24 protein-coding genes and 1 other annotated feature (1 of these 25 only partly in view) are annotated in these 23,069 nt (G+C 45.2%); of the genes, 4 read left to right on the forward strand and 20 right to left on the reverse strand.

Features of this window, described 5'->3' with window-relative positions; genetic code table 11:
- Nucleotides 1-117: 117 nt before the first annotated feature.
- Nucleotides 118-1,293 (forward strand): NO-inducible flavohemoprotein, encoded by a 1,176-nt coding sequence (gene hmpA / locus MHI54_RS05120; RefSeq protein ID WP_095215064.1) that lies wholly within the window; start codon nt 118-120, stop codon nt 1,291-1,293.
- Between the two features lie 37 nt (nt 1,294-1,330).
- Here the strand turns inward: hmpA and MHI54_RS05125 are convergent, their stop codons facing one another.
- Nucleotides 1,331-1,765 (reverse strand): Rrf2 family transcriptional regulator, encoded by a 435-nt coding sequence (locus MHI54_RS05125; protein WP_095215065.1) that lies wholly within the window; start codon nt 1,763-1,765, stop codon nt 1,331-1,333.
- Nucleotides 1,766-1,911: 146 nt separating this feature from the next.
- On the opposite strand from MHI54_RS05125, the gene MHI54_RS05130 reads away from it, so the two are divergent.
- Nucleotides 1,912-2,550, forward strand: coding sequence for an NAD(P)-dependent oxidoreductase (locus MHI54_RS05130; protein WP_095215066.1), 639 nt, complete (start codon nt 1,912-1,914; stop codon nt 2,548-2,550).
- 37 nt (nt 2,551-2,587) lie between these two features.
- Here the strand turns inward: MHI54_RS05130 and MHI54_RS05135 are convergent, their stop codons facing one another.
- The 5 genes from MHI54_RS05135 to MHI54_RS05155 form a co-directional block, all read right to left on the reverse strand.
- Nucleotides 2,588-3,097, reverse strand: a complete 510-nt coding sequence (locus MHI54_RS05135) for a type 1 glutamine amidotransferase domain-containing protein (RefSeq protein WP_095215067.1) — start codon at nt 3,095-3,097, stop codon at nt 2,588-2,590.
- Nucleotides 3,098-3,177: 80 nt separating this feature from the next.
- Nucleotides 3,178-4,473 (reverse strand): CitMHS family transporter, encoded by a 1,296-nt coding sequence (locus MHI54_RS05140; RefSeq protein ID WP_095215068.1) that lies wholly within the window; start codon nt 4,471-4,473, stop codon nt 3,178-3,180.
- Between the two features lie 123 nt (nt 4,474-4,596).
- Complete coding sequence (locus MHI54_RS05145; protein WP_095215069.1) at nt 4,597-5,298, reverse strand: response regulator; 702 nt, start codon at nt 5,296-5,298, stop codon at nt 4,597-4,599.
- Nucleotides 5,264-6,892, reverse strand: a complete 1,629-nt coding sequence (locus MHI54_RS05150) for a sensor histidine kinase (protein ID WP_095215070.1) — start codon at nt 6,890-6,892, stop codon at nt 5,264-5,266. The genes MHI54_RS05145 and MHI54_RS05150 overlap by 35 nt, the downstream gene beginning before the upstream one ends.
- A gap of 116 nt (nt 6,893-7,008) precedes the next feature.
- On the reverse strand, nt 7,009-7,779 hold the full coding sequence (locus MHI54_RS05155; RefSeq protein WP_095215071.1) for an SDR family NAD(P)-dependent oxidoreductase: 771 nt from the start codon (nt 7,777-7,779) through the stop codon (nt 7,009-7,011).
- A gap of 139 nt (nt 7,780-7,918) precedes the next feature.
- Between MHI54_RS05155 and MHI54_RS05160 the strand changes: the two genes are divergently transcribed.
- The gene (locus tag MHI54_RS05160) at nt 7,919-8,515 is read left to right on the forward strand and encodes a TetR/AcrR family transcriptional regulator (RefSeq protein WP_095215072.1); all 597 of its coding nucleotides are present in this window, start codon (nt 7,919-7,921) and stop codon (nt 8,513-8,515) included.
- A 34-nt stretch (nt 8,516-8,549) separates the two neighbouring features.
- On the opposite strand, the gene MHI54_RS05165 is transcribed toward MHI54_RS05160, so the two are convergent.
- The 6 genes from MHI54_RS05165 to MHI54_RS05190 are packed head-to-tail and all read right to left on the reverse strand — an operon-like array spanning nt 8,550 to nt 13,158.
- A complete protein-coding gene (locus tag MHI54_RS05165; RefSeq protein WP_095215073.1) occupies nt 8,550-9,485 on the reverse strand; it encodes a sugar-binding transcriptional regulator in 936 nt (311 codons plus the stop codon).
- Between the two features lie 50 nt (nt 9,486-9,535).
- Nucleotides 9,536-9,892, reverse strand: a complete 357-nt coding sequence (locus MHI54_RS05170; RefSeq protein ID WP_095215074.1) for a PTS glucitol/sorbitol transporter subunit IIA — start codon at nt 9,890-9,892, stop codon at nt 9,536-9,538.
- An 11-nt stretch (nt 9,893-9,903) separates the two neighbouring features.
- On the reverse strand, nt 9,904-10,917 hold the full coding sequence (locus MHI54_RS05175; RefSeq protein ID WP_095215075.1) for a PTS glucitol/sorbitol transporter subunit IIB: 1,014 nt from the start codon (nt 10,915-10,917) through the stop codon (nt 9,904-9,906).
- A 17-nt stretch (nt 10,918-10,934) separates the two neighbouring features.
- Complete coding sequence (locus tag MHI54_RS05180; protein ID WP_095215076.1) at nt 10,935-11,450, reverse strand: PTS glucitol/sorbitol transporter subunit IIC; 516 nt, start codon at nt 11,448-11,450, stop codon at nt 10,935-10,937.
- 15 nt (nt 11,451-11,465) lie between these two features.
- Nucleotides 11,466-11,885 carry a transcriptional regulator GutM gene (locus tag MHI54_RS05185; RefSeq protein WP_340082524.1) on the reverse strand — a complete coding sequence of 140 codons (420 nt, stop codon included), beginning with the start codon at nt 11,883-11,885 and terminating at the stop codon, nt 11,466-11,468.
- A gap of 16 nt (nt 11,886-11,901) precedes the next feature.
- The gene (locus MHI54_RS05190) at nt 11,902-13,158 is read right to left on the reverse strand and encodes an SAF domain-containing protein (protein ID WP_340082526.1); all 1,257 of its coding nucleotides are present in this window, start codon (nt 13,156-13,158) and stop codon (nt 11,902-11,904) included.
- Nucleotides 13,159-13,350: 192 nt separating this feature from the next.
- On the opposite strand from MHI54_RS05190, the gene MHI54_RS05195 reads away from it, so the two are divergent.
- The gene (locus MHI54_RS05195; RefSeq protein ID WP_095215079.1) at nt 13,351-13,818 is read left to right on the forward strand and encodes an NUDIX domain-containing protein; all 468 of its coding nucleotides are present in this window, start codon (nt 13,351-13,353) and stop codon (nt 13,816-13,818) included.
- Between the two features lie 154 nt (nt 13,819-13,972).
- On the opposite strand, the gene MHI54_RS05200 is transcribed toward MHI54_RS05195, so the two are convergent.
- The 8 genes from MHI54_RS05200 to MHI54_RS05235 all read right to left on the reverse strand — a co-directional run bounded on the left by MHI54_RS05200 (nt 13,973) and on the right by MHI54_RS05235 (nt 22,771).
- Complete coding sequence (locus MHI54_RS05200; protein WP_340082527.1) at nt 13,973-14,593, reverse strand: AAA family ATPase; 621 nt, start codon at nt 14,591-14,593, stop codon at nt 13,973-13,975.
- A 61-nt stretch (nt 14,594-14,654) separates the two neighbouring features.
- A complete protein-coding gene (locus tag MHI54_RS05205) occupies nt 14,655-15,521 on the reverse strand; it encodes a class II fructose-bisphosphate aldolase (RefSeq protein ID WP_095215081.1) in 867 nt (288 codons plus the stop codon).
- A gap of 24 nt (nt 15,522-15,545) precedes the next feature.
- Entirely contained in the window at nt 15,546-15,953 is a 408-nt protein-coding gene (locus MHI54_RS05210; protein ID WP_340082529.1) for a tetratricopeptide repeat protein, read from the reverse strand.
- Nucleotides 15,954-15,970: 17 nt separating this feature from the next.
- Entirely contained in the window at nt 15,971-17,260 is a 1,290-nt protein-coding gene (locus MHI54_RS05215) for a PTS sugar transporter subunit IIC (protein WP_095215083.1), read from the reverse strand.
- 36 nt (nt 17,261-17,296) lie between these two features.
- A complete protein-coding gene (locus MHI54_RS05220; RefSeq protein WP_095215084.1) occupies nt 17,297-17,605 on the reverse strand; it encodes a PTS sugar transporter subunit IIB in 309 nt (102 codons plus the stop codon).
- An 18-nt stretch (nt 17,606-17,623) separates the two neighbouring features.
- Nucleotides 17,624-19,732 (reverse strand): BglG family transcription antiterminator, encoded by a 2,109-nt coding sequence (locus MHI54_RS05225; protein ID WP_340082530.1) that lies wholly within the window; start codon nt 19,730-19,732, stop codon nt 17,624-17,626.
- 180 nt (nt 19,733-19,912) lie between these two features.
- The gene (locus MHI54_RS05230) at nt 19,913-21,277 is read right to left on the reverse strand and encodes an amino acid permease (RefSeq protein ID WP_095215086.1); all 1,365 of its coding nucleotides are present in this window, start codon (nt 21,275-21,277) and stop codon (nt 19,913-19,915) included.
- Nucleotides 21,278-21,424: 147 nt separating this feature from the next.
- Nucleotides 21,425-22,771, reverse strand: coding sequence for an amino acid permease (locus tag MHI54_RS05235; RefSeq protein ID WP_095215087.1), 1,347 nt, complete (start codon nt 22,769-22,771; stop codon nt 21,425-21,427).
- 75 nt (nt 22,772-22,846) lie between these two features.
- Nucleotides 22,847-23,069: a binding site (T-box leader), on the reverse strand; it runs 1 nt beyond the window's last position.

Here is a 23,069-nt window from a genome sequence, read left to right on the forward strand (position 1 = left end):
CGAAATGATTGGGCAAATAGAGAATGTGACACTTTTGTTAAAGTGGTATTTAAAATATATCTTTTATCCATCATTAGTTCTATGATAGAGATAGATCAAAGAAAGAAGGAATCCAGAATGCTATCACAAGAAACCATTAACGTTATTAAAAGCACTGTACCAGTTTTAGAAGAACATGGGACTCAAATCACCACTGTCTTTTATGAGGAATTGTTCAAGGCTCATCCTGAGCTTTTGAATATTTTCAACCATGCCAATCAAGCAAGAGGTAAACAGCAGACTGCGCTTGCCAATGCTGTCTATGCGGCCGCAGTACATATCGATAAGCTGGAGGCCATCTTGCCGACTGTCGTACAGATTGCACACAAGCATGTCAGCCTGGGGGTGAAACCAGAGCATTATCCAGTCGTAGGCGAATACTTGCTCAAAGCAATCAAGATGGTTCTGGGGGATGCTGCGACACCAGAGATCCTGAAAGCATGGGAAGAGGCCTATGGTGTGATCGCGGATGCTTTCATCGGTGTAGAAGCGAATATGTATGGAGAAAATGAGAAGAAAGAAGGCGGCTGGGCATTCTTCAAAGACTTTATCGTCGCCAATAAAGTACCGGAAAGTGATGTCATCACTTCCTTCTACTTAAAGCCTGCTGACGGCGAGCATGTGCCTGATTTCCAACCGGGTCAGTATATATCTGTCAGGGTATCCATCCCTGGCGAAAAATATATGATGATCCGTCAGTACAGCCTATCTAAAACACCGTCACCGGATATGTTCCGTATTTCTGTCAAAAAAGAAAACGATAATGATCCGGATGGAAAAGTCTCTGTATACTTACATGAACAAGTAAAAGAAGGAGACAAACTAGAGATAAGTGCACCGGCTGGTGATTTCACGCTCGAGGGAAATTCGGAAAAAGCCATCACATTCATTGCCGGCGGTGTCGGTATCACACCGATCATGAGTATGCTGGAAACATTGGCAGAAAAGGATCCAAACCGGGAAATCATCTTCCTTCAAGCAGCCCGCACTCCTGCTTATGCTGCCTTCACTGAGCAAATCCAAAGCTTCCAGGAAAAGATGCCCAATCTGACATATCAAACTTATTATGAAGGCAATCGAATCGATGAAACGGTCCTCAAGGATAAGGTGAATGCCAATAGCGATGTATATGTTTGCGGTCCGGCCGGGTTCATGGAATTCGTCATTTCCACCCTATACCGCGCTGGTTTCAGCAAGGAACAAATTCACTTTGAGTTCTTCGGTCCCGCTGCCGATCTTTCAAAAGCTGAATAATACAATTAAGCGCACTGCCAAGGCAGTGCGCTTTTTGTCAATCCTTATCTTCTTTTTCTTCAATGCTTTGCACGATATCCTGGATGGTTACCTGAGCCAATGCTTTCTCCATGGCCGACTGTGCTCCTGCAAAAATCGGCAGTATCGCTGATTGAATATTGCGGCCAACGGTACATTGCGGATTCGGACTGCCATGGACACTGAATAATTCATTTTCCGGAACTGCTTCCACAGCCTTATATACATCAAACAGCGTCATTTCATCAAGCTGTCGCGCCAGTTCTGCTCCCGCCACCCCGGGCCTTACTTTCACCAATCCAGCTTTCTTCAGCATCCCCATGATCTTCCTGATTACTACAGGGTTTGTATTGACACTGGCGGCGATGAATTCAGACGAATTGACTTCATCCTTATTCACTTCCAAAAGTGTCAGTATATGAATACCAACCGCAAAACGGCTGCTTATCGACATAACTTCCAGCTCACTTTCTAATGAATTCCTATCTATAGTATAACGCAAAAACAGTCGGGTAAGAGGAATGTATTGACAGAACACGTCCTGTAACTTAACATATTACATGTAAATGATTTCGTTACAGGAAATGAAGGAGGAAGACTATGAAAATCGGTATCATTGCCGCAACAGGTAAAGCAGGCAGCCTCATTACAGCAGAAGCGGCAAGCCGCGGCCACGAGGTGACGGCGATTGTCCGCAATCCTGCGAAAGTGAAGCAAGACAATATCCAAGTGATCCAAAAGGACATCTTTGATATCAAAGCCGAGGATATCCAAGACTTTGATGCAATCGTCAATGCTTTTAACGCTCCAGCCGGTGAGGAAGAACAGCATATCGAAGCTGGGCGCATTTTGATTCAAGCATTGAAAGATGCGCCTTCCACTCGTCTTGTCGTTGTCGGCGGAGCGGGGAGTCTCTTCGTAGACGAACAGAAGACAACGCGCGTATTCGAAACTCCTGACTTCCCGGATGCCTTTTTACCGACAGCAACCAATATGGGAGAAAATCTGAAGGAACTTGAAAACAGTGTAGGAATTCAATGGACATATATCAGTCCTGCGGGTGTCTTCGACGCTGATGGAAAACGGACTGGCAGCTATCAAACAGGAGGAGATACCATGGTCCTCAATAAGCAAGGCGAAAGCTACATCAGCTACGCCGACTATGCGATGGCTGTGCTGGACGAAATCGAAAATCCAGCCCATACGAATGAACGCTTCTCCGTCGTCGGCGAAAAATAAAGAAAAGCGCTGGACCTTTTGATCCAGCGCTTTTCCCTTATTTCAACAGATTCAATGATTCGCGGTTGAATGCTTCCAAATCATCGGGTGTTCTGCTTGTCACGATGTTATGGCTGACAACCACTTCTTCATCCTTGTAGTTTGCGCCAGCATTGATCAAGTCTTTGCGGACACTGCGATAGCCTGTGATATCCTTGCCTTTCAGCAAGTCAGTATCGATCAATACTTGCGGACCGTGGCAGATGGCGAATACAGGTTTTTCGTTTTCCACGAATGCCTTTGCGAATTCACCAGGACGATCATCCGCGCGAAGCAAATCAGGAGAGAAGCCTCCAGGAATCAATAGTGCATCGAATTCACTTGCGTCCACATCGGAAAGCGCTTTGTCGATTGTCACTTTCTCACCATGCTTACCAGTGACTTCCTTACCAGCTTCCAGCTCCACGTTCACGATACTGTGGCCAGCTTCTTCGTATGCTTTTACCGGACTTGTATATTCGATATCTTCGAATTCATCTGTGACTAATACTGCGATTTTTTTACTCATATATAGTCCCTCCTCTGTCAACTCTGATTCAAGATTACCAGAAGCATTTCACTTTATTCAACTATCATGCTCAAAGTATATCACCCGATACTGATCACTCCGAATAACAGTGCTGCAATGGTCATCACAATCGTGGAACCGAAGGCCCAAAGCATGGCATAACGCTGCAATTCCCCGAATTGGATACCCACCATTCCTATTAAAAGATGGGCGGCGGCAACAAGCGGACTTAACACATGCACCGGCTGGCCAAGTAATGCCGCCCGCCCGATTTCCACCTTGCTGACACCGTATGCCTGCGCAGCTTCGGCCAGGATCGGCAGCACCCCCAAATAGAATGCATTATTGGACATGAAGAAGGTAAATGGTGCACTGATGATGGCAACAATCACAGCCAAGTAAGGCGACATGAACTCTGGGATGATGGAAACAAGTGTATTCGCCATTGCATCGATCATTTCTGTCCCGGACATGATACCGGTGAAGATCCCGGCAGCTATCACTATGGTTGTGACTGCCAATCCATTTTTGGCATGTGCCGCCATCCGTTCCTGCTGATCGCTCATACGCGGATAGTTGATCATCAAAGCTGCAGCGAAAGCGACCATGAATAAGATGGTCAAGGAAATAAAATCAAGGATGAGGCAGACGAGCAATACAATAGTCAGTAACAAGTTGACCCAGACGAGCTTCGGTCTGCGATATGCAGGTACTTCTTCCGCTGCAGAGATTTCCTGAACTGCTTGATTATCCAGCTGCGCGACTCCTAAACGCTTTCTTTCCCTTTTACCAAGGATGAATGCCACTGTAAGAGCGTAAACAAGTCCGACTGCCATCACCGGTATAACAGGAATGAAAAGCTCGGATGCTTCCAAATTCAATGCAGCCATTGTCATAGCAGAAGCACCGCCCCAAGGAGTGATGTTCATGACACCCATGGAAAGCATGGCGACCGTTGCCAGGATCAAGCGGTTCATGCCAAGCCGTTTGTAAAGCGGCAGCAGTGCTGAAACAGTGATCATATAGGTCGTTGTACCATCCCCATCAAGGGCAACCATCATGGATAGGATGGATGTCCCGACAACGATTTTCATCGGATCACCCTTTACAACCTTTAAGATGAAATTGATCAGCGGATCAAACAAACCAGCATCGATCATGACACCGAAGTAAAGAATGGCAAACAAAATCATGATCGCGGTAGCTGCAATTCCTTCGACACCCTCCAGCATCATAGGCCCCAGCGAAGTGGTGAAGCCCCCGATTATACCGAACAGGATCGGAATCAATGTCAACGCCACAAGCGGCGATAGCTTTTTTGACATGATCAAATACATGAATACGGCAACCATGGAGAATCCCAATAAAGATAACAACAAAAAGTCCTCCTTCAACAGCATGTTTGTTAGCGCTTTCATTTGAAAGAAGTGTAACATTCCGTCCGCAAAATGCACAGTTTACTTACATTAAGTGCATTTTTTTCATTTTTTTCACGAGGATCAGGAAGAGTTTTTGGGTATGTATTTATACTTGCGCACTGGCCTTCCGACCGTTCCGTAGCTGATTTCCACCTCTGCTTCCTTTTTCGACACCATATACTCCAGGTATCGCCGGACCGTGGAATGACTTACTCCTACTTTCGCAGCTACTTCTTCCGCCTTTTCACTGGAGTGCTGCTCCTTCATCACCCGCCGGACCGACTCCAGGGTGTGCCGATCCACTCCTTTTGGATACACCTCGTGATCTGTTGTTTCTGCAGTATGTAAATTGGGATGGAAAAACGAATCCACTTCTTGCTGACCGACTTTATTGCCAGTCATCAGCTCTTTCTTATAGGAAGCATATTCTTTAAGCACCCGCTGGAACCGATCGCCATCGATCGGCTTGATCAAATAACTGTATACACCCCCGCGCATTGCCTCTCCCACTGTATTTGTATCATTCGCTGCCGTCAGCAGAATCACGTCCGTCCGGCGGGAATATCGACGGATGAACCAAAGGATTTCGATTCCATTCATATCAGGCAGGTAGACGTCGAGCAGCACCAAGTCAGGCTGCAATACTCGAATCAGACTTTTCGCCTGTTCCCCATTTTCCGCGACCCCAGTCAGTCGGTATCCTTCCATCTGATTCAGGTAATTCTCGAATATGATCGATGCTTCCACATTATCTTCCACTATCAGGACATTCATCCGATCCATTTTCCACGCTTCCTTTCGGGAGAACAACCGTCACAAGTGTGCCTCCTGCTTCGCTGTCTCCATAATACAAAGCTCCATTCATCTTTTCGAGCGCCGCTTGGACGATGGTCAGTCCGATTCCATGTTCTTCGCTCGTTTCCTGTTTGGTCGAATAACCATCAACCAAAATTGCTTGCTTTTCCTTATCAGACAGCCGCTTGCCATTATCCTCGATATCGAATATAACTTCTTCGCCTAAGTCCGTAAAAGAAACAAAGACTTTCCCTTCGGTACCCTGATACTTTGAAGCGGCCTCCAGTGCATTCTCCAGGATATTGCCGATGATTGTCACGATTTTTTCTGTGGCTTCCGCTCCCAAATCAATATCCAGACTGCTGCTTTCATCGATTGTCAATGATACCTTCAGCTCTTTGGCACGATTGAATTTCCCCAATAAGGCTGCTGCAATCATTGGTTCTTTTATGCTGGTCATCAGTAAGTTGACAACACTCTGCTGCTCCTCCACTTCCTTTGAAATGAGTACCAGAGCTTTATCATATTCCTGCAGGCGGATCAAACCATATAATGTATTCAGCTTGTTCATGAATTCATGATTGGAAGCACGCATCTGATCAGCTTGCTGCTTCATTTTTGCAATGGTCTCCGAGACATCTATCACTTCTGTTTCAGGACGCAATGTGAATACGACTCCCAATGTTTCCTCTGCTTCTTTTATCGGCGAAGCATCCACAATATAAATATCGCCTGCAACAAATGTATATTTGTTATATTTGCCTTGACCGTCTGCCAAAACCGCCTGATAAAGAGATTGCAGATTGGTCTGATCGATCGCATCCTCCAGAACAGACTTTTTCTTGAATATCTCCTTGGCCCTGCGATTGATCGACGTAATATGGCCTCTACGATCGATAGCGATGGTGGCATCCTTGATGGAAGCCAGTGTCGTCTCCTTTTCCTTGAACAAAAAGGATATCTCCCCAGGTTCCAGCCCATAAATCAGCTTCTTCACTCGCTTGGCCACAAGATAGGCGCCAACCAGCCCCAAAGCGAAAATGAGCACGAACCAGACAATCACTTCCTGCAGATATGAAACGATCTGGTGATTTAAGTTTTGCTTCAGAAAGCCGACGGATGCCACACCAATGATATCTCCGGCTTCATTCTTGATCGGGGTTTTCGCTTTTATGGCATAGCCCGAAATACCGTATCCTTCATAGATGACTTCCTGGCCTTCTTCCAAGACAGATTCATTGCTCGTCTTGGTCGGTTTCCCGATCCTCTCCGGTTCTGGATGCGAGATACGAATTCCTTCCGTATCAGCGATGACTACATAATCCGCTCCGCTGTTATGCTGGATTTTCAGCGATTCCTCCTGGATGATATCATCATTACTCCTATTCTCCAGGTGCTCCAGGATCGTTTCGTCCTTGGCTGCCAGTTTTGCGACAGCCATCGCCGTACTTCCGGCATCCTCCTCTACTATTTCATCTACCTTCCTCACGAATAGAGCGCTTACAAACAATAGACTCACTATCAGCAGAATGGCCACCAGCAGGACAATCTGACCGAGCAAGCCAAAACGGAATCCCCTCATATAAGTAGTCCCCTTTATTCTCCTCTTCTATCATTTTACTACCTATGACTTATAGAAAGAAGAAGGACAGTGAAAATAAAAAGGCATCCGCTCTTTTAAGCGGATGCCTTTGATCATTATCTGCTTGTATATCCTGCATCGGCGTGAATCGTTGTTCCAGTCACATAGGATGACTGATCGGATGCCAGCCAAAGGCTTGCTTGCGCGATTTCTTCAGGCTGACCGAATCTGCCCAGCAGGCTGAGCTTCGGTGCAAATTCTTCTTCTGTCTGGCCGGTTTCCTCCAGAGATCCCCTTAGCATCGGTGTATCTATTGCTCCTGGAGCAACTGTGTTCACCCGGATATTCATCGGGCCATTTTCAAGCGCCGCCACTTTTGTCATGCCGACAACACCATGCTTAGCCGCAACATACGCGATGTTATTCGGCTGCGGTCGGAAGCCGCTCACAGAGGAGATGTTGACGATACTGCCTCCTTCACCTTGCTTGATCATTTGCTGCAATTCATATTTCATACAAAGTGCTGTACCTGTCAAATCCACTGCGATCAATCTATCCCAATATGCTTCATCGAATTCGGCTGCTGGTGCATTATCCGGTGTAAGGGCTGCGTTGTTGACGGCTGCATCCAGACGCCCGAACTTGGATACCGTTTCTTCCACCATATGTTTGACTTGTGCGGAATCGGAAACGTCGACTTTCACGAAATATGCTGTACCACCAGCTGCTTCCATCTCCTTCACTGCAGCTCTGCCTTTTTCTTCATTGAAATCAGCTACGACGACTTTCGCTTTCGCTTCGGCGAATAGTTTCGCTGTTGCCAGCCCCATCCCCATTGCTGCACCAGTCACGATAGCTACTTTACCTTCCAATACTGGATATGTCATCTTCCATTCCCCCTTCATGTCCTACGCTTACAATTCAAGAATAAAAGAGGCCGATTCACTCGGCAATATGCCATAATAGGGTTGGCGGATTATCTTGTACAAGTAAGACCAAACTGTTCAAAAAAAGTGAGGGAAGCGTGTGGGTATCACCTATCCAGACAAACGTGTCGAAAGGACACAGCAGGCTTTGAAAGAAGCTTTGCTGAAACTGATGGCTAATAAGCCGCTGCCTAAAATACACATTTCTGAAATAACCGAAGCCGCCGGTGTCAGCAGGGGGACTTTTTATACGCATTATGAAAAAAAGGAGGATCTTCTTGAGGAGTTATCCGAGGATATGCTTGATGAAATGACCATTTCTTTCCGGAAACCTTATGAGCAATCAAAAATGGTCGACTTCCGAAGCCTCCCGCCAGAATCGATCGTTTTGTTCGACCATTTCCTGGAAAATAGAGTGTTCTATCAATTGATGCTGGGCAGCGCCTCGGATAGTTTCTTCAAGGAAAAGATGACGAATCAGCTCCATCACTTTTTCCGGACTGATTACGCCTTTTACTTCCGCCAGATCGACGCAGAAATAGACCTTGATTTATTTTGTACGTACCGTATCCACGGCATGATCGGGTTGATCGTGGAATGGATACAGAAAGGGTTCGATAAACCTGCTTCATTCATGGCTGAACAGCTGCTGCATATCTTCCGGTTTCATACGGAAAGTATCATGATCAGGCATTAGAAAAGAGTGTACCCGCCGGGCACACTCTTTTTTATTACTCCAACAGCATACGAGCTGTTGCATCGTCTGTGATCAAAACGTGGATCAACTCCGCGGCCAATGCCGCTTTGATTGCTTTGATCTTTTCCTGTCCGCTCGCCACTCCGATGACCAGGGGAATCTGCTTCACATGCTCCAAATCCATCGAAATCACTCTGTCATTCCAATCATTATCAGCAGCACGACCATTTTCCGTGATGAAATTGTAGCATATATCGCCTACGACATTTTCGTATTCGATGACGCCATTCGTCTGTTGAAGATAGGATTTCACCATCGTCGAATGTTCTGGTGTCCCGCCGATTCCAACCATTGCAATATCAGCTCTTGCCCCTGCTTCAAAGATGCCTTTAATGGAAGATTGATTGACGATGATTTCTTTCGCTTCCTTGGAATCAACCAATACTGGGGCATGAAGCAGCTTACACTTTGCTTTCAGCACTTCCGCCAGCTTTGCAACGATTTGGTTCGCGTGGATATCGACCCGTTCATCCCCCATCCCCCCTACAAGGGGAATGAATTGAAGTTCCGGGAAATACTGACTGGATGCCATTGCTGTGGCAACCTCATACAATGTCGTACCGGAACTGATTCCGATCGTCTGTCCATTCCGAATCATACGGAGCAGATAGTTACTGGCAGCCGCACCCAATCGTGTTTTGGAATCATCACTCTCATTCGCTTCCACACAAATGACTTCCCGCAAGCCATACCGTTTTTCAACTTTCGACTCAAGTCCCGTATATGGATGATCATCTTGCTCATGAATGATGATTTCGACGACTCCTGCTTCCCTGGCTTTCGTCAAATACTTGGAGATAAGCGACCTGCTGACTCCGATTGCCTTTGCAATTTCCGATTGTGTAGCGCCTTCTTCATAGTACATGTGGGCGATTTTCACCAAAAGTCTTCTATCTCCCAAAAGTGCCATCCTACCACCCTATTCTGTGGTTTAGCATAAAATATGCATCTACCATTGTACTATTTAAATGTAATTTTGCTACCTTCCTGAATGACAGGGAATGTATGCGGGCTTGCAAATACAGCACCCGGCAGCACTTCCGCTTCCGGTTCCGTGAAATAGATCGAGATATGCCCCAATGTTTGCAGATTCTCATTCGCAGCCGAACCTACCTTTTCAATCAGGAACTCCTGTCCATCTATGATCAAGGTACCGCCTTCCTTGATCGCATTGTCTTCTTCCGCTTGTTCCACTTGATGCAGGAACGAGATTTCCTTCAATTCAGCGGGGGCTTCCATGCCGAAAAGAATGACGATTTTATCTGCTTCAAAAGCCTGCGCCATCGGCCCGATTTCCTTCACTATTGTTTGGTACATGATTTTCCTCCTTAATACATGCCAAAGCTGGCAAAGTAAGCAATGATAACCGCTAAGACTCCTGTGATCAATCGGCTGTACAAGACAGCCGGAACACCATACTGGACTGTTTCCGGCTTTGCTTCACCCAAGGACAGCCCTACGGGTACAAAATCTGCACCAACTTGCCCATTTATCGCAAATAATGCCGGCAGTGCAAATTGCGGCGGGATATTGCCCAATGCAATCTGGCTGCCGATCAATACCCCGATTACTTGGGCAATTACCGCACCCGGACCAAGCACAGGTGACAGGAATGGCAGCGTACAGATAATGACGATGACGATCAATCCCCAGATCGAACTTGCAAGCGGTGACATCGTGTTAGCAATCAAGTCCCCGATTCCGGTGTAATTGATGATTCCGATCAGCATGCTCACAAACGCCATGAAAGGAATGATATTTTTAATCAGCATTTCGATGGAATCCCGTCCTGCTTGATAAAATATCCCTGTCACTTTCCCGATACCCTTGGAAAAGCGCATCAGCCAGTTATCATCATTGGAACGATGCTCTTCCTTCACTTTCTCATACTCTTCCCTGAATTCTTTCTTATCGGCAGTATTGAATCTCCCTGCGTCTTCCGCAGCGGCCGAAGCCTGCTCCTGTGCTTCACCTTCCGCAAGAGCTACCTCTTTCGGTGTGACACCTGACACGAAGATATCCTCTTTGATATGTTTCGCCAAAGGACCGGATGGGGAGGAACCCAGAATATCGACAGTCGGAATACGTTTCATTGGGTAAAGCCCAATTCTGGCCGTTCCACCGCAATCGATGACCACGCACATCATCTCGTCCTCAGGTACTGAATTCTTAAAGCCATCCACCGCTTGGGCCCCGGTCAGCTCAGCTATTCGTTCCGCTACAGGGTGAATTCCCCCGCCCGTAATCGAGACTACTTTCGTTTTCTTGCCTTTCGGTTCAATCCGGAGGCCGGTTCCCCATCCGCCGGATCCTTTGCTGACAAACACTGCTTTATATCCCATGCTGATTCCCTCCAGTATTACATTCTTTTCATCAGGAATTTCGTGATTTGTTCCGTCATAAGTCCCCTGATCAGCATCACAACGATCCCGACCAAGAAGAAACGAACTGCCAGTTCAGATGTCGAGTAGCCAGCTTGTGTCAATCCGTTGGCAATACCCAAGTAGACAAATAGCTCCCCGGCATTTGCATATGGGAACAAGGCTGTTACCGGATGCAAAAATGAAACGAGCGAATCAAAGAATGCCGGTTTCTGGCGCTCCTCGACAAAACGGCCGAATGTATATGCCATTGGATTTGTCAGGAGCAAAATGGATAGCATCGGCATCACTGTATAACGCAGCAAAGCATATTTGGAGGTGAATCGAATCGCCTTTGTCACACGATCCTCACCAATGAATTTGATTAGTGCATAAGTAAAGGTCAGCAATACTACCAAAGTCGGTACTATGCCGGTGATGAGACTCATGAATTGCTCTCCGCCAGCATTGAACATGCCGATGAAATGCTCACCGAACCACTGAATCCATTCCATGTCTTCCACTCCCCATTATGAGATGGATGCCAATCTCTTCGTCTTCGAGATGGACATCAAAGCTTGTTCACCGGCAGCCTGCAAAGCTGTTTGCAGTGCCGACAGCTTTCTTTTTCCCGCTGGACTGTACAGTTCGTCCAGCAGCTCCCCCAGCTGCATTCCTTCATATTGCTTCATTTCTTTGAAAGTCGACAGGATACTGATTCCGCGCATCACCTGGCACTCTTGAATTACATAGGATTCATCCACCACGAGCAGGACAATCGATCCTGGACCGATACGGCGGCGTGATTGCCCCGAAAATAGGTGGAAGCCCTTTTCCCCTTTATATTTACCGACTAATTTCTTCATTGATTTTTGATAATAGTGAACTTGAATGGCAGTCAGGGCCGATTGGACAATCAGCAAACAGCAAGCAACCAATACTAACTTCATCTTGTCATCCTCCCTGTCATTCAGCGAATAAGTGATCCTGAAGCGACCGAAGCTTCCAGACGGTAGTGGACATATCAAGTTCCACATCGTCCAATGTCAGGAACCGGCCTTCATCGATTGCTCTCTTAGCCACTACATTCCCGCTGATCAAACCGATTGGGATATGGCCATTCACTTTCATGTCCTGATGTGTTTCCAGCATCCCACGGACACTATAGCCGCCGATGCCATCAAGTCTTTCGCCCGGCTTGATCGGACGTTTTGCAACAGCAACAGTTTCAGAAACCGGCGCACCAAGCGGGTGGATGGAAGTATCATGGTGAAGCACTGCTTTGGCAATAGTGATCGGCGTCTCAAGGCTTGCAAGGTGATACGGACGATATAATGTATAATGCGGACCATGATCGGAATCCACTTTCAACAAATAACGTAATTCCTCATCCACTGGCTCCAATTCACTCTTCACGATCACGAATACACCTGGCGCCAACCCGTTCACATATTCCACGACGCCTAATGAATCAAGCACCCCGCCATTTTCTTTCAAGTCCAGTTTCTTCGCTACATCATCAAGTCCAGCATCTACACCATGCATGCCGACTTTATCCGGTATGAGACCTATTGCATTACTCAGCAAGTTCATCTCAGCCATCGTTTTTGTTCCGTCTTGGAATGCTGCCAGCATATGCGCACTCATATTCTTCCGCTTTGCTTCTTCCGCACATGTATCCGGATTTGCAGTAGGCTTCAGCGCATTATTTTTTCCTTTGCCGGCCACAACAACCTCCAGCCCCATCGTTTTCGCGAATTCATATAACTCCACGATTGCTGCTGGCTCGTCCCCAGCCGAACCGGAATATACCAAACCCGCATTATCAAACATACGATGCATATAGGAGCCGATTGTAATATCAACCTCGACATTCAAAAGAACCAGGTGCTTTTTGGAACGAAGTGCTTCCAAGGCAATATTGGCACCGACCTCCGGTACACCTGTAGCATCCACTACAACTTCTACCGTACTGGATTGAATGATTGCCCGGTAATCAGAGGAGACTACTGTCCCTGCCTTTCTGTTTTCCTGAGATTGATAGAAATCCCTGGCTCTCTCCGCATTGGCAATATTCACATCACAAATTCCGCCGACAACCATCCCAGGAATCCTTGAAATTTGGGAGATAAGCCCGAAGCCCATTTGTCCAGCTCCGATTACACCTACTTTGATTGGCTGCAATTGTTTATCTCTTTCTTGTAGTTCTCGATAAATGGACATATCCTGCTCCTCCTTGAATGCGTTTTCATATTTAAGCAAAAAATGATGAACATATGTCACTACATTTCATATACGTTCAATAAATGTAACATATGTTACAATTAATATCATTTGTTAATTCTTGATTGTTATTGTATTATCTGTTGTAAGCGTTGTCAAACATTTTTCTAAAAAATCCAAGGAGGCCACCATATGAGCAGGACTGATTATTATCATGAAGAAAATGCCCCTGAAGCCCAAAAAATCGTACCCGCCGTTTCTGCAGTGATACAAAATGGCCAGTATATTTTGCTTCAGCAGAGAAGCGATAACGGGAAATGGTCCTTACCCGGCGGTAATATGGATGCAGGAGAATCGGTACTGGAGGCAATAATTAGGGAAGTGAAGGAAGAAACTGGTTTGATATGTATCATGGATCGCATAACAGGTATATATAGCGATCCCCGCCATATCATCGCTTATTCAGATGGTGAAGTAAGGCAGCAGTTCTCTATTTGCTTCGCAGGAAAGCCTGTCGGCGGAGAAGTGTGCAAGAGTGAGGAGTCTTTCGATATTGCGTGGGTTCACATCGATATACTGGATGATTACGACATCCATCCTGCTCAAAGGATAAGGATAGCGGATGCCCTGAAAAACTGTAAAAGTGCGTTTATCAGGTGATTGACCAATAGCTGGGTCAAGATTTCCTGAAAATCGTTCCAAAAGGGGTCGAGCCATTCATCCCGAGCGATGATTTGTTGGTATTCCCACAGAAAAATCCCCGTCTAAGCAACCAGATCATCAATCTGGTCAGTCAGGCGGGGATTTTTCCCTGCTAATCTGCAAGCTGGCTATCCGACAAGATTTCGATATCATCAATAAGCTTCGAATAGTCGACCTTTGAGAAATCCGTCACATCTGCTTCAATCAACCTTCCCATTTGAAATGCATCATAACCTCTTGTGGTACAGCGCAGGAGAAATTCCTCATAAGTCAGTAAATTATCTGCCTCGGTCCTGTTTTCAAGACAATCCCCCATTCGATAGGACGTTACAATATGACTCAAATGTCTGGAATCATCCAAATCCCTTTTTCTTTGACGTTCATACAAGACGTTCAAATCCGCTGTCAAACGAATGGTGATGACTTTATATCGATGCTTATCTGTCAAACACTGAAGATAAGGATACTGCTTATTGCTGAATGGGTAATCAGATATAATATTCTTTCCTGCTTGCATTTGAAATTCCATCACTTCGTAGTATGTCTTCCATGCCTCGTTTTCAAGTCTCTTTTTTTCATTCAAGTCTTGATATCCATATATATCAAAATAGCACTCCTTCAGCTTATCAGGAGATATCAATGCATACGGTCCCAGCCTGTCATCGATCATACTGCCTAAATAAGTCTTACCTGTTCCCGGAAAGCCAGCTAATAATATTAGGACATTATCCATCTATTCACCTTCTATCCATTTACTAGTCGGGCATGATGGAAGAGCCTTACTTCCTCTTTACTTACTTCAAGACCAGGGTACGATCCTCGACATTCATAAAAATACTGATTTTATGTTTGACAATTTCTTTTACTGCCTGATTACATGGAATCACATTATGCCGCAGCGACTTTGTCTCTTTTGTTTCCCCGAATGTTTCTTTTGCTTTTCTCGTCCATGCCACCAATAGTTCCGTACCTACATTGAATTTTCGAATACCGCTATTGATCAGTTCCGGGATATCACGTTCATTCACACCTGTTCCGCCATGAATCACCAATGGCACATCCACTGCTGCATTTATCTCCTTCAGCAATGGAAGATTTACGTCTGTCTTGGATTTATATTGGCCATGATTTGTACCGATAGCAACGGCTAACGCGTCTACTTTAGTCGCTTTGACAAATTCCACAGCATCTTTTGGATCCGTATATACCTTATCATCATCTCCAACATGGATCCCTTCCTCCGTTCCTCCGATGGTACCAAGCTCTCCTTCTACGGAAACTCCATGTTCATGCGCATATTCGACTACTGCTCGCGTCTTCATGATGTTCTCCTTCAGCGGCAGATGAGAGCCGTCAAACATAACGGATGTATAGCCTTTATCGATAGCCTCCTTGATATCATCGAAATTCCTTGCGTGATCCAAATGCAATACCACATCCACCATTTCCTTTGTCGCCATGGACTTGCATACTGCAACGAAGTTTTCATGACCAATGTATTTCGCCGTATCTATGCTTGTTTGAATAATGATCGGCGATCCTTGCTCCTTTGCCGCGCGTATCATATCAGGCAGCATTTCCAAATTGTGTGCATTGAAGGCACCCACTGTATAGTTAAGTTCCTCCGCCCTGCTCGTAACTTCTTTTAAAGTAGTGTACATGCTTCACCGCTCCCTTAGTAATATTTATCGAACGCCTCGTGCAACATCCTTGGAGACCTGCATCATCCGATCCATTTTATCGAGATAGATCTGCAGCGATTCTTCATCATTTGCTTTTGCTGCCTCTGCTCGCTTCTTGTTATATAAACTCAATAGTTTTTTATATCCATCGCCGACTGATTTCTCTATTTGAATACTTTTTTCAAAGGCAGCGATTGCGCGATCATCATCCCCGAGCCTTGAATAGGCTTTACCGATTTCTTCAAGGATTTTTGCTTGTTCCCCTTCAGAAGCCTGATCGAGTTCTTGTTCTTTTGAAGAAATGGAAAACAATATTTGTTCTTTCTCTTCTGGAGTCAAAACGGGGGCGTCTTCCTTTTGCGCATCTTTTTTGGGATTTTTGTCTTTTTTCCTGCCAAAACCAAACATCATATCTACCTCCATTTATTCTAAAAAGCTTTTAGAAGCGGACCAATGAGCCATGCATACAGCAGAGCAGCTGCTACTGTATCGACATCGGTCGCAGTTGCATTAACAAAGCCCATGGAATTGAATATCGTTACCAGCAGCGCTGGCAAGAGCGTGATGAAGAACCCGTGTGCCACACCGCCAATGACCGCACCACGTCGTCCGCCAACCTGATTTCCGAATATTCCGGCAGTTCCGCCCGCAAAAAAGGCTGTCAGCATCCCTGGCAGAATCATAGCCAGCCCGAATACCGGCAGTACGAACATTGCAAGGACACAACCGATGGTCGTTGTAATAAACCCTACAATGACAGCATTGGGACTGTACGGAAACAGCACTGGACAATCCAAGGCTGGCTTGGCATTTGGAACCAGTCGCATTGCAATGCCGCGGAATGCTGGAACAATTTCACCCAGCAGCAAACGGACCCCTGCTAATAGCACGTACACTCCTACTACAAATTGAATCGCCTGAAGAAAGGCAAACATCAAATAATGCGTCCCACCTGCCAATGCAGAAGAAAATTCCGGTCCGGCAAACGCTGCTGTGATGATATAGAGCGGAACCATCACTACCATTACGGACAGATAGGTATCCTGCAAAAACTCGAATTGGGCTGGGAGCTTTAAATCCTCCACCGATTTTTTCTTTTCACCTTTTTCCCCGAATACCTTGGCAACACCTGCTTCGAACACATAGCCCACTGTACAAAAATGTCCCAAAGCGATGTCATCCGAGCCGGTGATTTTACGGACGAATGGCTGCGCAATTGCCGGCATGGCAACCGCAAAGACACCGCCAATGAATCCCCCTGTCAATATCAAAGCAATCCCGCGTAATCCAGCAAAGTATCCAAACACGGTTGTCATGGTAGCCATCCAAAGGATCGCCTGACCTGTTAAAAAGATATATTTCCACCTCGTGAACCGGGCAATGATAATGTTAAAGATGAAGATCGCCAGAAAAGTCAATGCAATATCCCGGCCCAAGCCTAATTCATTCATGGCTTGACCATTAATGGCTTCAATCGAAGGGACAATACCCTGCATTTGGAATCCTTCTGCGAATATCTTGCCGAAATATGTCAGACTCCCGACAATGATACTTGAACCGGCAGCCAATACCATGAAACCCAGCATTGTTTTTAATGAACCGGATATCACCTGACCAGCAGATTTTTTTTGCAGAATCAAACCCAGCATAGCAATCAATGCTATCGTGACAGATGCCTGAGTCAAAATGTTCTCGATAATAAAATTGATAACACCCATTTGCTGCCTTCCTCCCTCGCTCTGTCTGTTTTATACTTAAGCCAAGACTCCTTTTTCCTTCAGTACCGGCGTGATTTTTTCTTCGATTTCTTGTTTGGATACAATGTTCCTTAAATAAACGATTCTTGTTTGCTGAGGATCGATGGTGAATTTCTCGAATTGTGATTGAAAGTTCTGTGCCGTGATGATGATATCCGGCTTTGCCGAAGCAGCTGAAGATATATCCCCATGATCCAATCTGGCCTCGATTCCTAACTTAGTCAACACATCCTCTGCCGCCATTTGACATGCAAAACTGCTTCCCAATCCAGCCCCGCAAACAAATAGAATACTTAATTTTTTCATGAAATCTTCTCCCTTTTTTTAATAGTTTTTTTGACTTCCATAAAGCACCTTGTTAAACGTCTCTATATTTTGTGCTGCTATCAATCTCTTGACTTTTTCTTCATCATTTATCAAATCAATCAAATTTCTCATGATATTCAAATGCGAATAAGAATCGACGGCAGCCAGACAAAATACAAGCCGTACCGGATCATTATCTGGATTGCCAAAATACACTGGGTCCTTTAACGACATAACGCTGACACCCAATTTATTCACTCCGTCTTCCGGCCTCGCATGTGCTAAAGCCAAATGCTTGCCAACAACAATATAAGGTCCATATTCCTCTACAGATTTAATCATGGCAGTTATATAACTTGCTTCAATTGCTTCTTCCTCCATCAAAAGATCGGCTGCCTTAGTGATAGCTTCTTTCCAGTCTTTACATGCTTGATTCAATAAAATATTGGAGTTTTTCAGGATATCCTGTAGCATTGGCTGTATCTCCCTCGTATTAATTTTCAAATGGTGATTCTTAAAAGTCTCTTCTGCTTTCTGGTAGCTTTCTTTGGTCACTTTGCCGCCGCTGTCAATGATCAACTTCAAGATATCCTGCATCAGTTCGGTAGCATCTAAGTTGGTAGAAATCATCCTTCGCTTATCCTTATTTTTACGCAGGAATGAGTCTATTTCTTTTTTATCGCTTTCCCTCAGGATCGGATTGAGTACCAATAATGGTTTTTTCCGATAATCGATAGGAATGGTAGTGAAAACCAAATCCACATCCAGCTTGTCGATGAAGCTTACTTCATGTGAGCTCAATACAGCAACAATGTCTATGTCAAAATGCTCTTTCAGATTGGCGGCCAGTAGTCTTCCCGTTGAAAGCCCATGGCTGCAAAGCACAACAGCCTGATATACTGTGCGTTTCTCCTGCTTCATCCAGCTGGCAGAAGTTGAAAAGTAAACAGTCAAAAATCCTATCTCGTCTTCTGATAATGGCTTCTTTGTATGTTCCTCGATTTGCTTCTTAAAGCATGTCACTGCCTCATAGATTTCGGCATAAGATGCTTTTATCGTATCTTTCAAAGGATTGGTAGCTTGAATGTCGTTCTTGGATCGACTCAATAAACCTGTGATATGTTTATATAATCCTTCATATAATTCGTCCTCCCGCTGTGAAAAGGGAATACCGGTTATTTTCTCCACATGCTCAATTAATTGGATGGCCAGCAGTTGTGCAGTAATCCAATCAATTGAGTTGTTCATATCTTTCGGGTTGAATGATTCTATGGCGAGTGTGATATAATCCATTTCGATCAATGGCGGATCCAGATCGAAATCCCTGCAGAGTGAACCAATGAGATCCCTGATAGGTCCTTCCTTTATCCTGTTTTTGACTTTTGCCGACTCACTTAAAGTATTTCTTTCTTGCATGCGGCGCAGCCAAATACCTAAAAATAAAATGACTTGGTTCCGATACATGTAATTGACTTCCATCTGCGACTTTACCAGGATTTCATCATAAAGCTCGGTAATGATACCGATAGCTTTTGGATTTAAATAATCAATTACCACTTGTTCCAAGGCCGACACTGCAACTTCTGGATTTTGGACACGAAACAAGGCATCAATATCCGTCATGCTGCTAATGACCCTGTATAACATCGACCTTATCGATCGTTCATCCCCTTGTAAAACCATGCCCTGCTTCGGAAAGCTCACTACCGATATCCCATGATTTTTTAAGAACAAACGAAGCCTCCTCATATCTTCATCCAATGTACTCTTTGAAACCTGAAGCTTCTCTTCCATTTCATAAAGGAATGTAGTGTTCAATGGATTTACAATGTCCAAAAGCAGCGCAAGAAAACGTTCATTTGGACGGTAATAATCAAAGGTCCTATCGTCTCCTATTTTTATCAGCAAATCTTCACGTTCCTTGGCAGAGAGGCTTAATTTAAATCCCTTTCCCCTTACTGTCTTTATTGGCGGATAACCATTTTCAGCCAAAAAGCTATTAATCAAGGCCATTTCATTTCTCACGGTACGTTCACTAATCAAGAACTCTGTACTTAAATCCTTACAGGTCAAAAAGGAATTAACGGAAGAAAATCTAGTGAGTAATCTTTGAGTCCTTTCTTTCATGGAATGTAACCCCTTTCACTTTTTAATTATATGTGGTGGAATTCTGGAAGTTCAGTGTATGTTTTTGCAACTTGAACTTGCAAAAATGTAAGCGCTTAATATCGTAAATGAGATCCAGCCAAAGAAGTGATCGACTGTTTCCCGCATAAAAAAAAGCCCTCCAAAAGAGGGCTTCTCCAATCAATTACTGTCGGTTCTATCCTTTGTTTTCACACGCACCTGATAGACGATCAGCAGGATGATGAACCAGACTGGTGTGACAAACAAGGATACGCGTGTGTCTTCAGCCAGCGCCAGAACGACGATGACAAACGCCAGGAATGCCAGGATCAAATAGTTCGAGATTGGCGCAAACGGCATCTTGAATTTACTTTTTTTCGCAAGCTCTGGACGTGTTTTGCGATATTTCAAATGGGCCAGTACCGTAATGCCCCAGATGAAAATAAAGCAGACTGTCGAGATGCTCGTGATCAAGGTGAAGACACCTTCAGGTATCACATAGTTGAGTATGACCGCAATCAAGATGACGATGATGGAAAAGAACAATGCGTTCCTCGGCACTTGGCGGAAATTCAGCTTCTTGAACGGCTGCGGCGCATGTTCTTCCTTAGCCAGGGAGTAAACCATGCGGCTTGTGCTGAAAACCGCACTGTTACAAGCCGATGCTGCTGATGTCAATACGACAAAATTGATGATACCCGCAGCGGCTACGATTCCGACTGCTGTGAATACTTGGACGAAAGGACTTTCCGCCGGATTGATTGCATCCCATGGATAGATGCTCATGATGACGATGAGCGCACCGATGTAGAATACAAGGATCCGAATCGGGATATTGTTGATTGCTTTCGGAATGACTTTTTCCGGATTTTCCGTTTCCCCGGCTGTCAGACCGACCAATTCGATACCGACGAAGGCGAAGACGACCATCTGGAACGATAAAATGAATCCATGGATGCCATTGGGGAAGAAACCGCCATGATCCCAAAGGTTTGCGAAACTGGATGGGCCAGCATCTGTGGAAAATCCGCGGATGATCATGAAGACACCAACCACAATCAAAGCCAAAATGGCGATTATCTTGATCAAAGCAAACCAGAATTCCATCTCACCGAATAGCTTTACGGTAGCTAGATTCATGATCAGCAGGATGACGAGCGCAACGAGACCCGGCATCCATTGCGGTACTTCCGGGAACCAAAATTGCGTGTAAATCCCGACGGCCGTCAAATCAGCCATTGCAATGGAAATCCAGCAGAACCAATAAGTCCAGCCCGTAATGAAAGCGGCACGGTCACCGAAGTAATCGCCGACAAAATCCACAAAAGATCCGTAACCGAGGTTACTCAGCAAGATTTCCCCCAAAGCCCGCATAATAAGAAAACAGAAAATACCGGTAATTAAATACGCAAATAAAATGGACGGTCCAGTCAGATGGATTGATTTACCGGCGCCAAGGAATAACCCTGTACCAATGGCCCCGCCGATAGCAATCAATTGGACATGTCTGTTTTTCAATCCTCTGGCTAACTTTTCTTCAGCCATATGTATGCTCCCCTCTTCCTTCATTTCGAGCATGCAAACATGTGTAGTAAAGCCTTGACTCAAAATAAGTATACTATTATATAGTATCTGAACAGATAGAAGGGTGCAATAATCAAATTTTTCTAAAACTTAATGTTACAAGGAAGATCAAAGCCTCTTTTTGCGCTTCTTGATAAAGTAAGCTCCGATAATCACTAGATAGATAACCAAAGTTACGGCTGTGATGACAAGTGAAGTAGTCCATAGCACACCAATCAAGATCAGCAGCAATGCGATGATCGCCAGCCAGGTCGTCATCGGAAATGCTTTGACATAATATGTCGTCTTATCAGGATGCATCTTCCGTGATTTCAGATGGGCGAACGCAATGATAAGCCAAATGAACAGAACCGTGTAGCCAAGCGATCCCATCAGATAATTAAATGTCTTACTTCCGATGAACAGCGAAATCAGCACACCTACATATAAAAATGATGTACAGACAAGGATGGACACAACCGGGACCTGCCGTTTGGACAGCCAAGCGAATCGCTTCGATATTCTCCCATCCATTGCCTGGGTATAAAGAACTCGTGATGAGCCATAAAGTCCTGAATTCATGGATGAAATGATGGCCAGTAAAATGACAGCATTCATGACATGATCAGCACCCGGGATTCCGATAAGCTGGAATACAAGCACGAAAGGACTCACTGCCGAACTGTTCACTTCATTCCAAGGAATGAGACTCACAATGATGAAAAACGGAAACAGATAGAAAGCAATGATTCGAGTCAATGTACTGCGCACTGCCTTTGGCACGACTTTTTCCGGATTCTTCGTTTCCGCCAATGTCACTCCGATGATTTCTGTTCCGCCATAGGAATAGATGACAACCAGCATTGCTGTTACCAATCCCCCGGCACCATTCGGGAAAAATCCGCCATGAGCAGTCAAATTGCTGAATCCCGGAGCCGTATGATCGCCGAACGAGAATAATAGCAGGACGACACCAGCAAGAATGAATAGAATGATGACACTTATTTTGATTAATGCCAGCCAGTATTCCGTCTCAGCGAACGCTTTTACCGAGAAAAGATTGACAGCTGTCACAAGTATGGCAACGATCAGCGTCAGCATCCATACAGGGTAATCCGGCAGCCAGTATTGAAGGAAAATAGCAGCTACGACAGCTTCTGCAGCAATATTCAATACCCACATCTTCCAATAAATCCAATCAAGGAAGAATGCCGGAAACTTTCCGATGCTTGCCTGGACCAAATCACGGAATGTCCTTGCTTCCTTATTCTGGACTGCCATTTCTGCAAGACCCTGCATGACGAATAAAAGAATGATGCCCCCGATCAAATATGCGAAAATGACAGCTGGACCAGCCAGATCGACTGCCGAGCTTGAGCCTTTGAACAAGCCAGCACCGATTGCCCCGCCCAATGCCATCATCATGATATGGCGTGCTGTCATGGTGCGTTTTAATCCATGTTGGTCTTTCTTCATGATTGTTACCCCCTTGATGTTCTCCAGCATTTTTCCAAAGAAAAAGCCTTCCGTCTCATCTCCATCCGAGGATGGAAAAGAGACGGAAAGCTTCTTTGCTTTCCGCGGTACCACTCTTATTGGTTCTATCAAACCCGCTCTTCACCTTATAACGAAGGTGACTCGTCAAAACCTAAGGAAAATATCCCTCAGTCCTGCTGCTCCAGGGTGAGTTCGAAAATGCATAGTCTGCGTTTCACCAATCCGCAGCTCTCTAAGGCTATGCCAATCTTTCTACTACTCCCATTCGTCGCTTTTA

This window comes from Terribacillus sp. FSL K6-0262, assembly GCF_037977385.1.
Classification (GTDB): domain Bacteria; phylum Bacillota; class Bacilli; order Bacillales; family Amphibacillaceae; genus Terribacillus.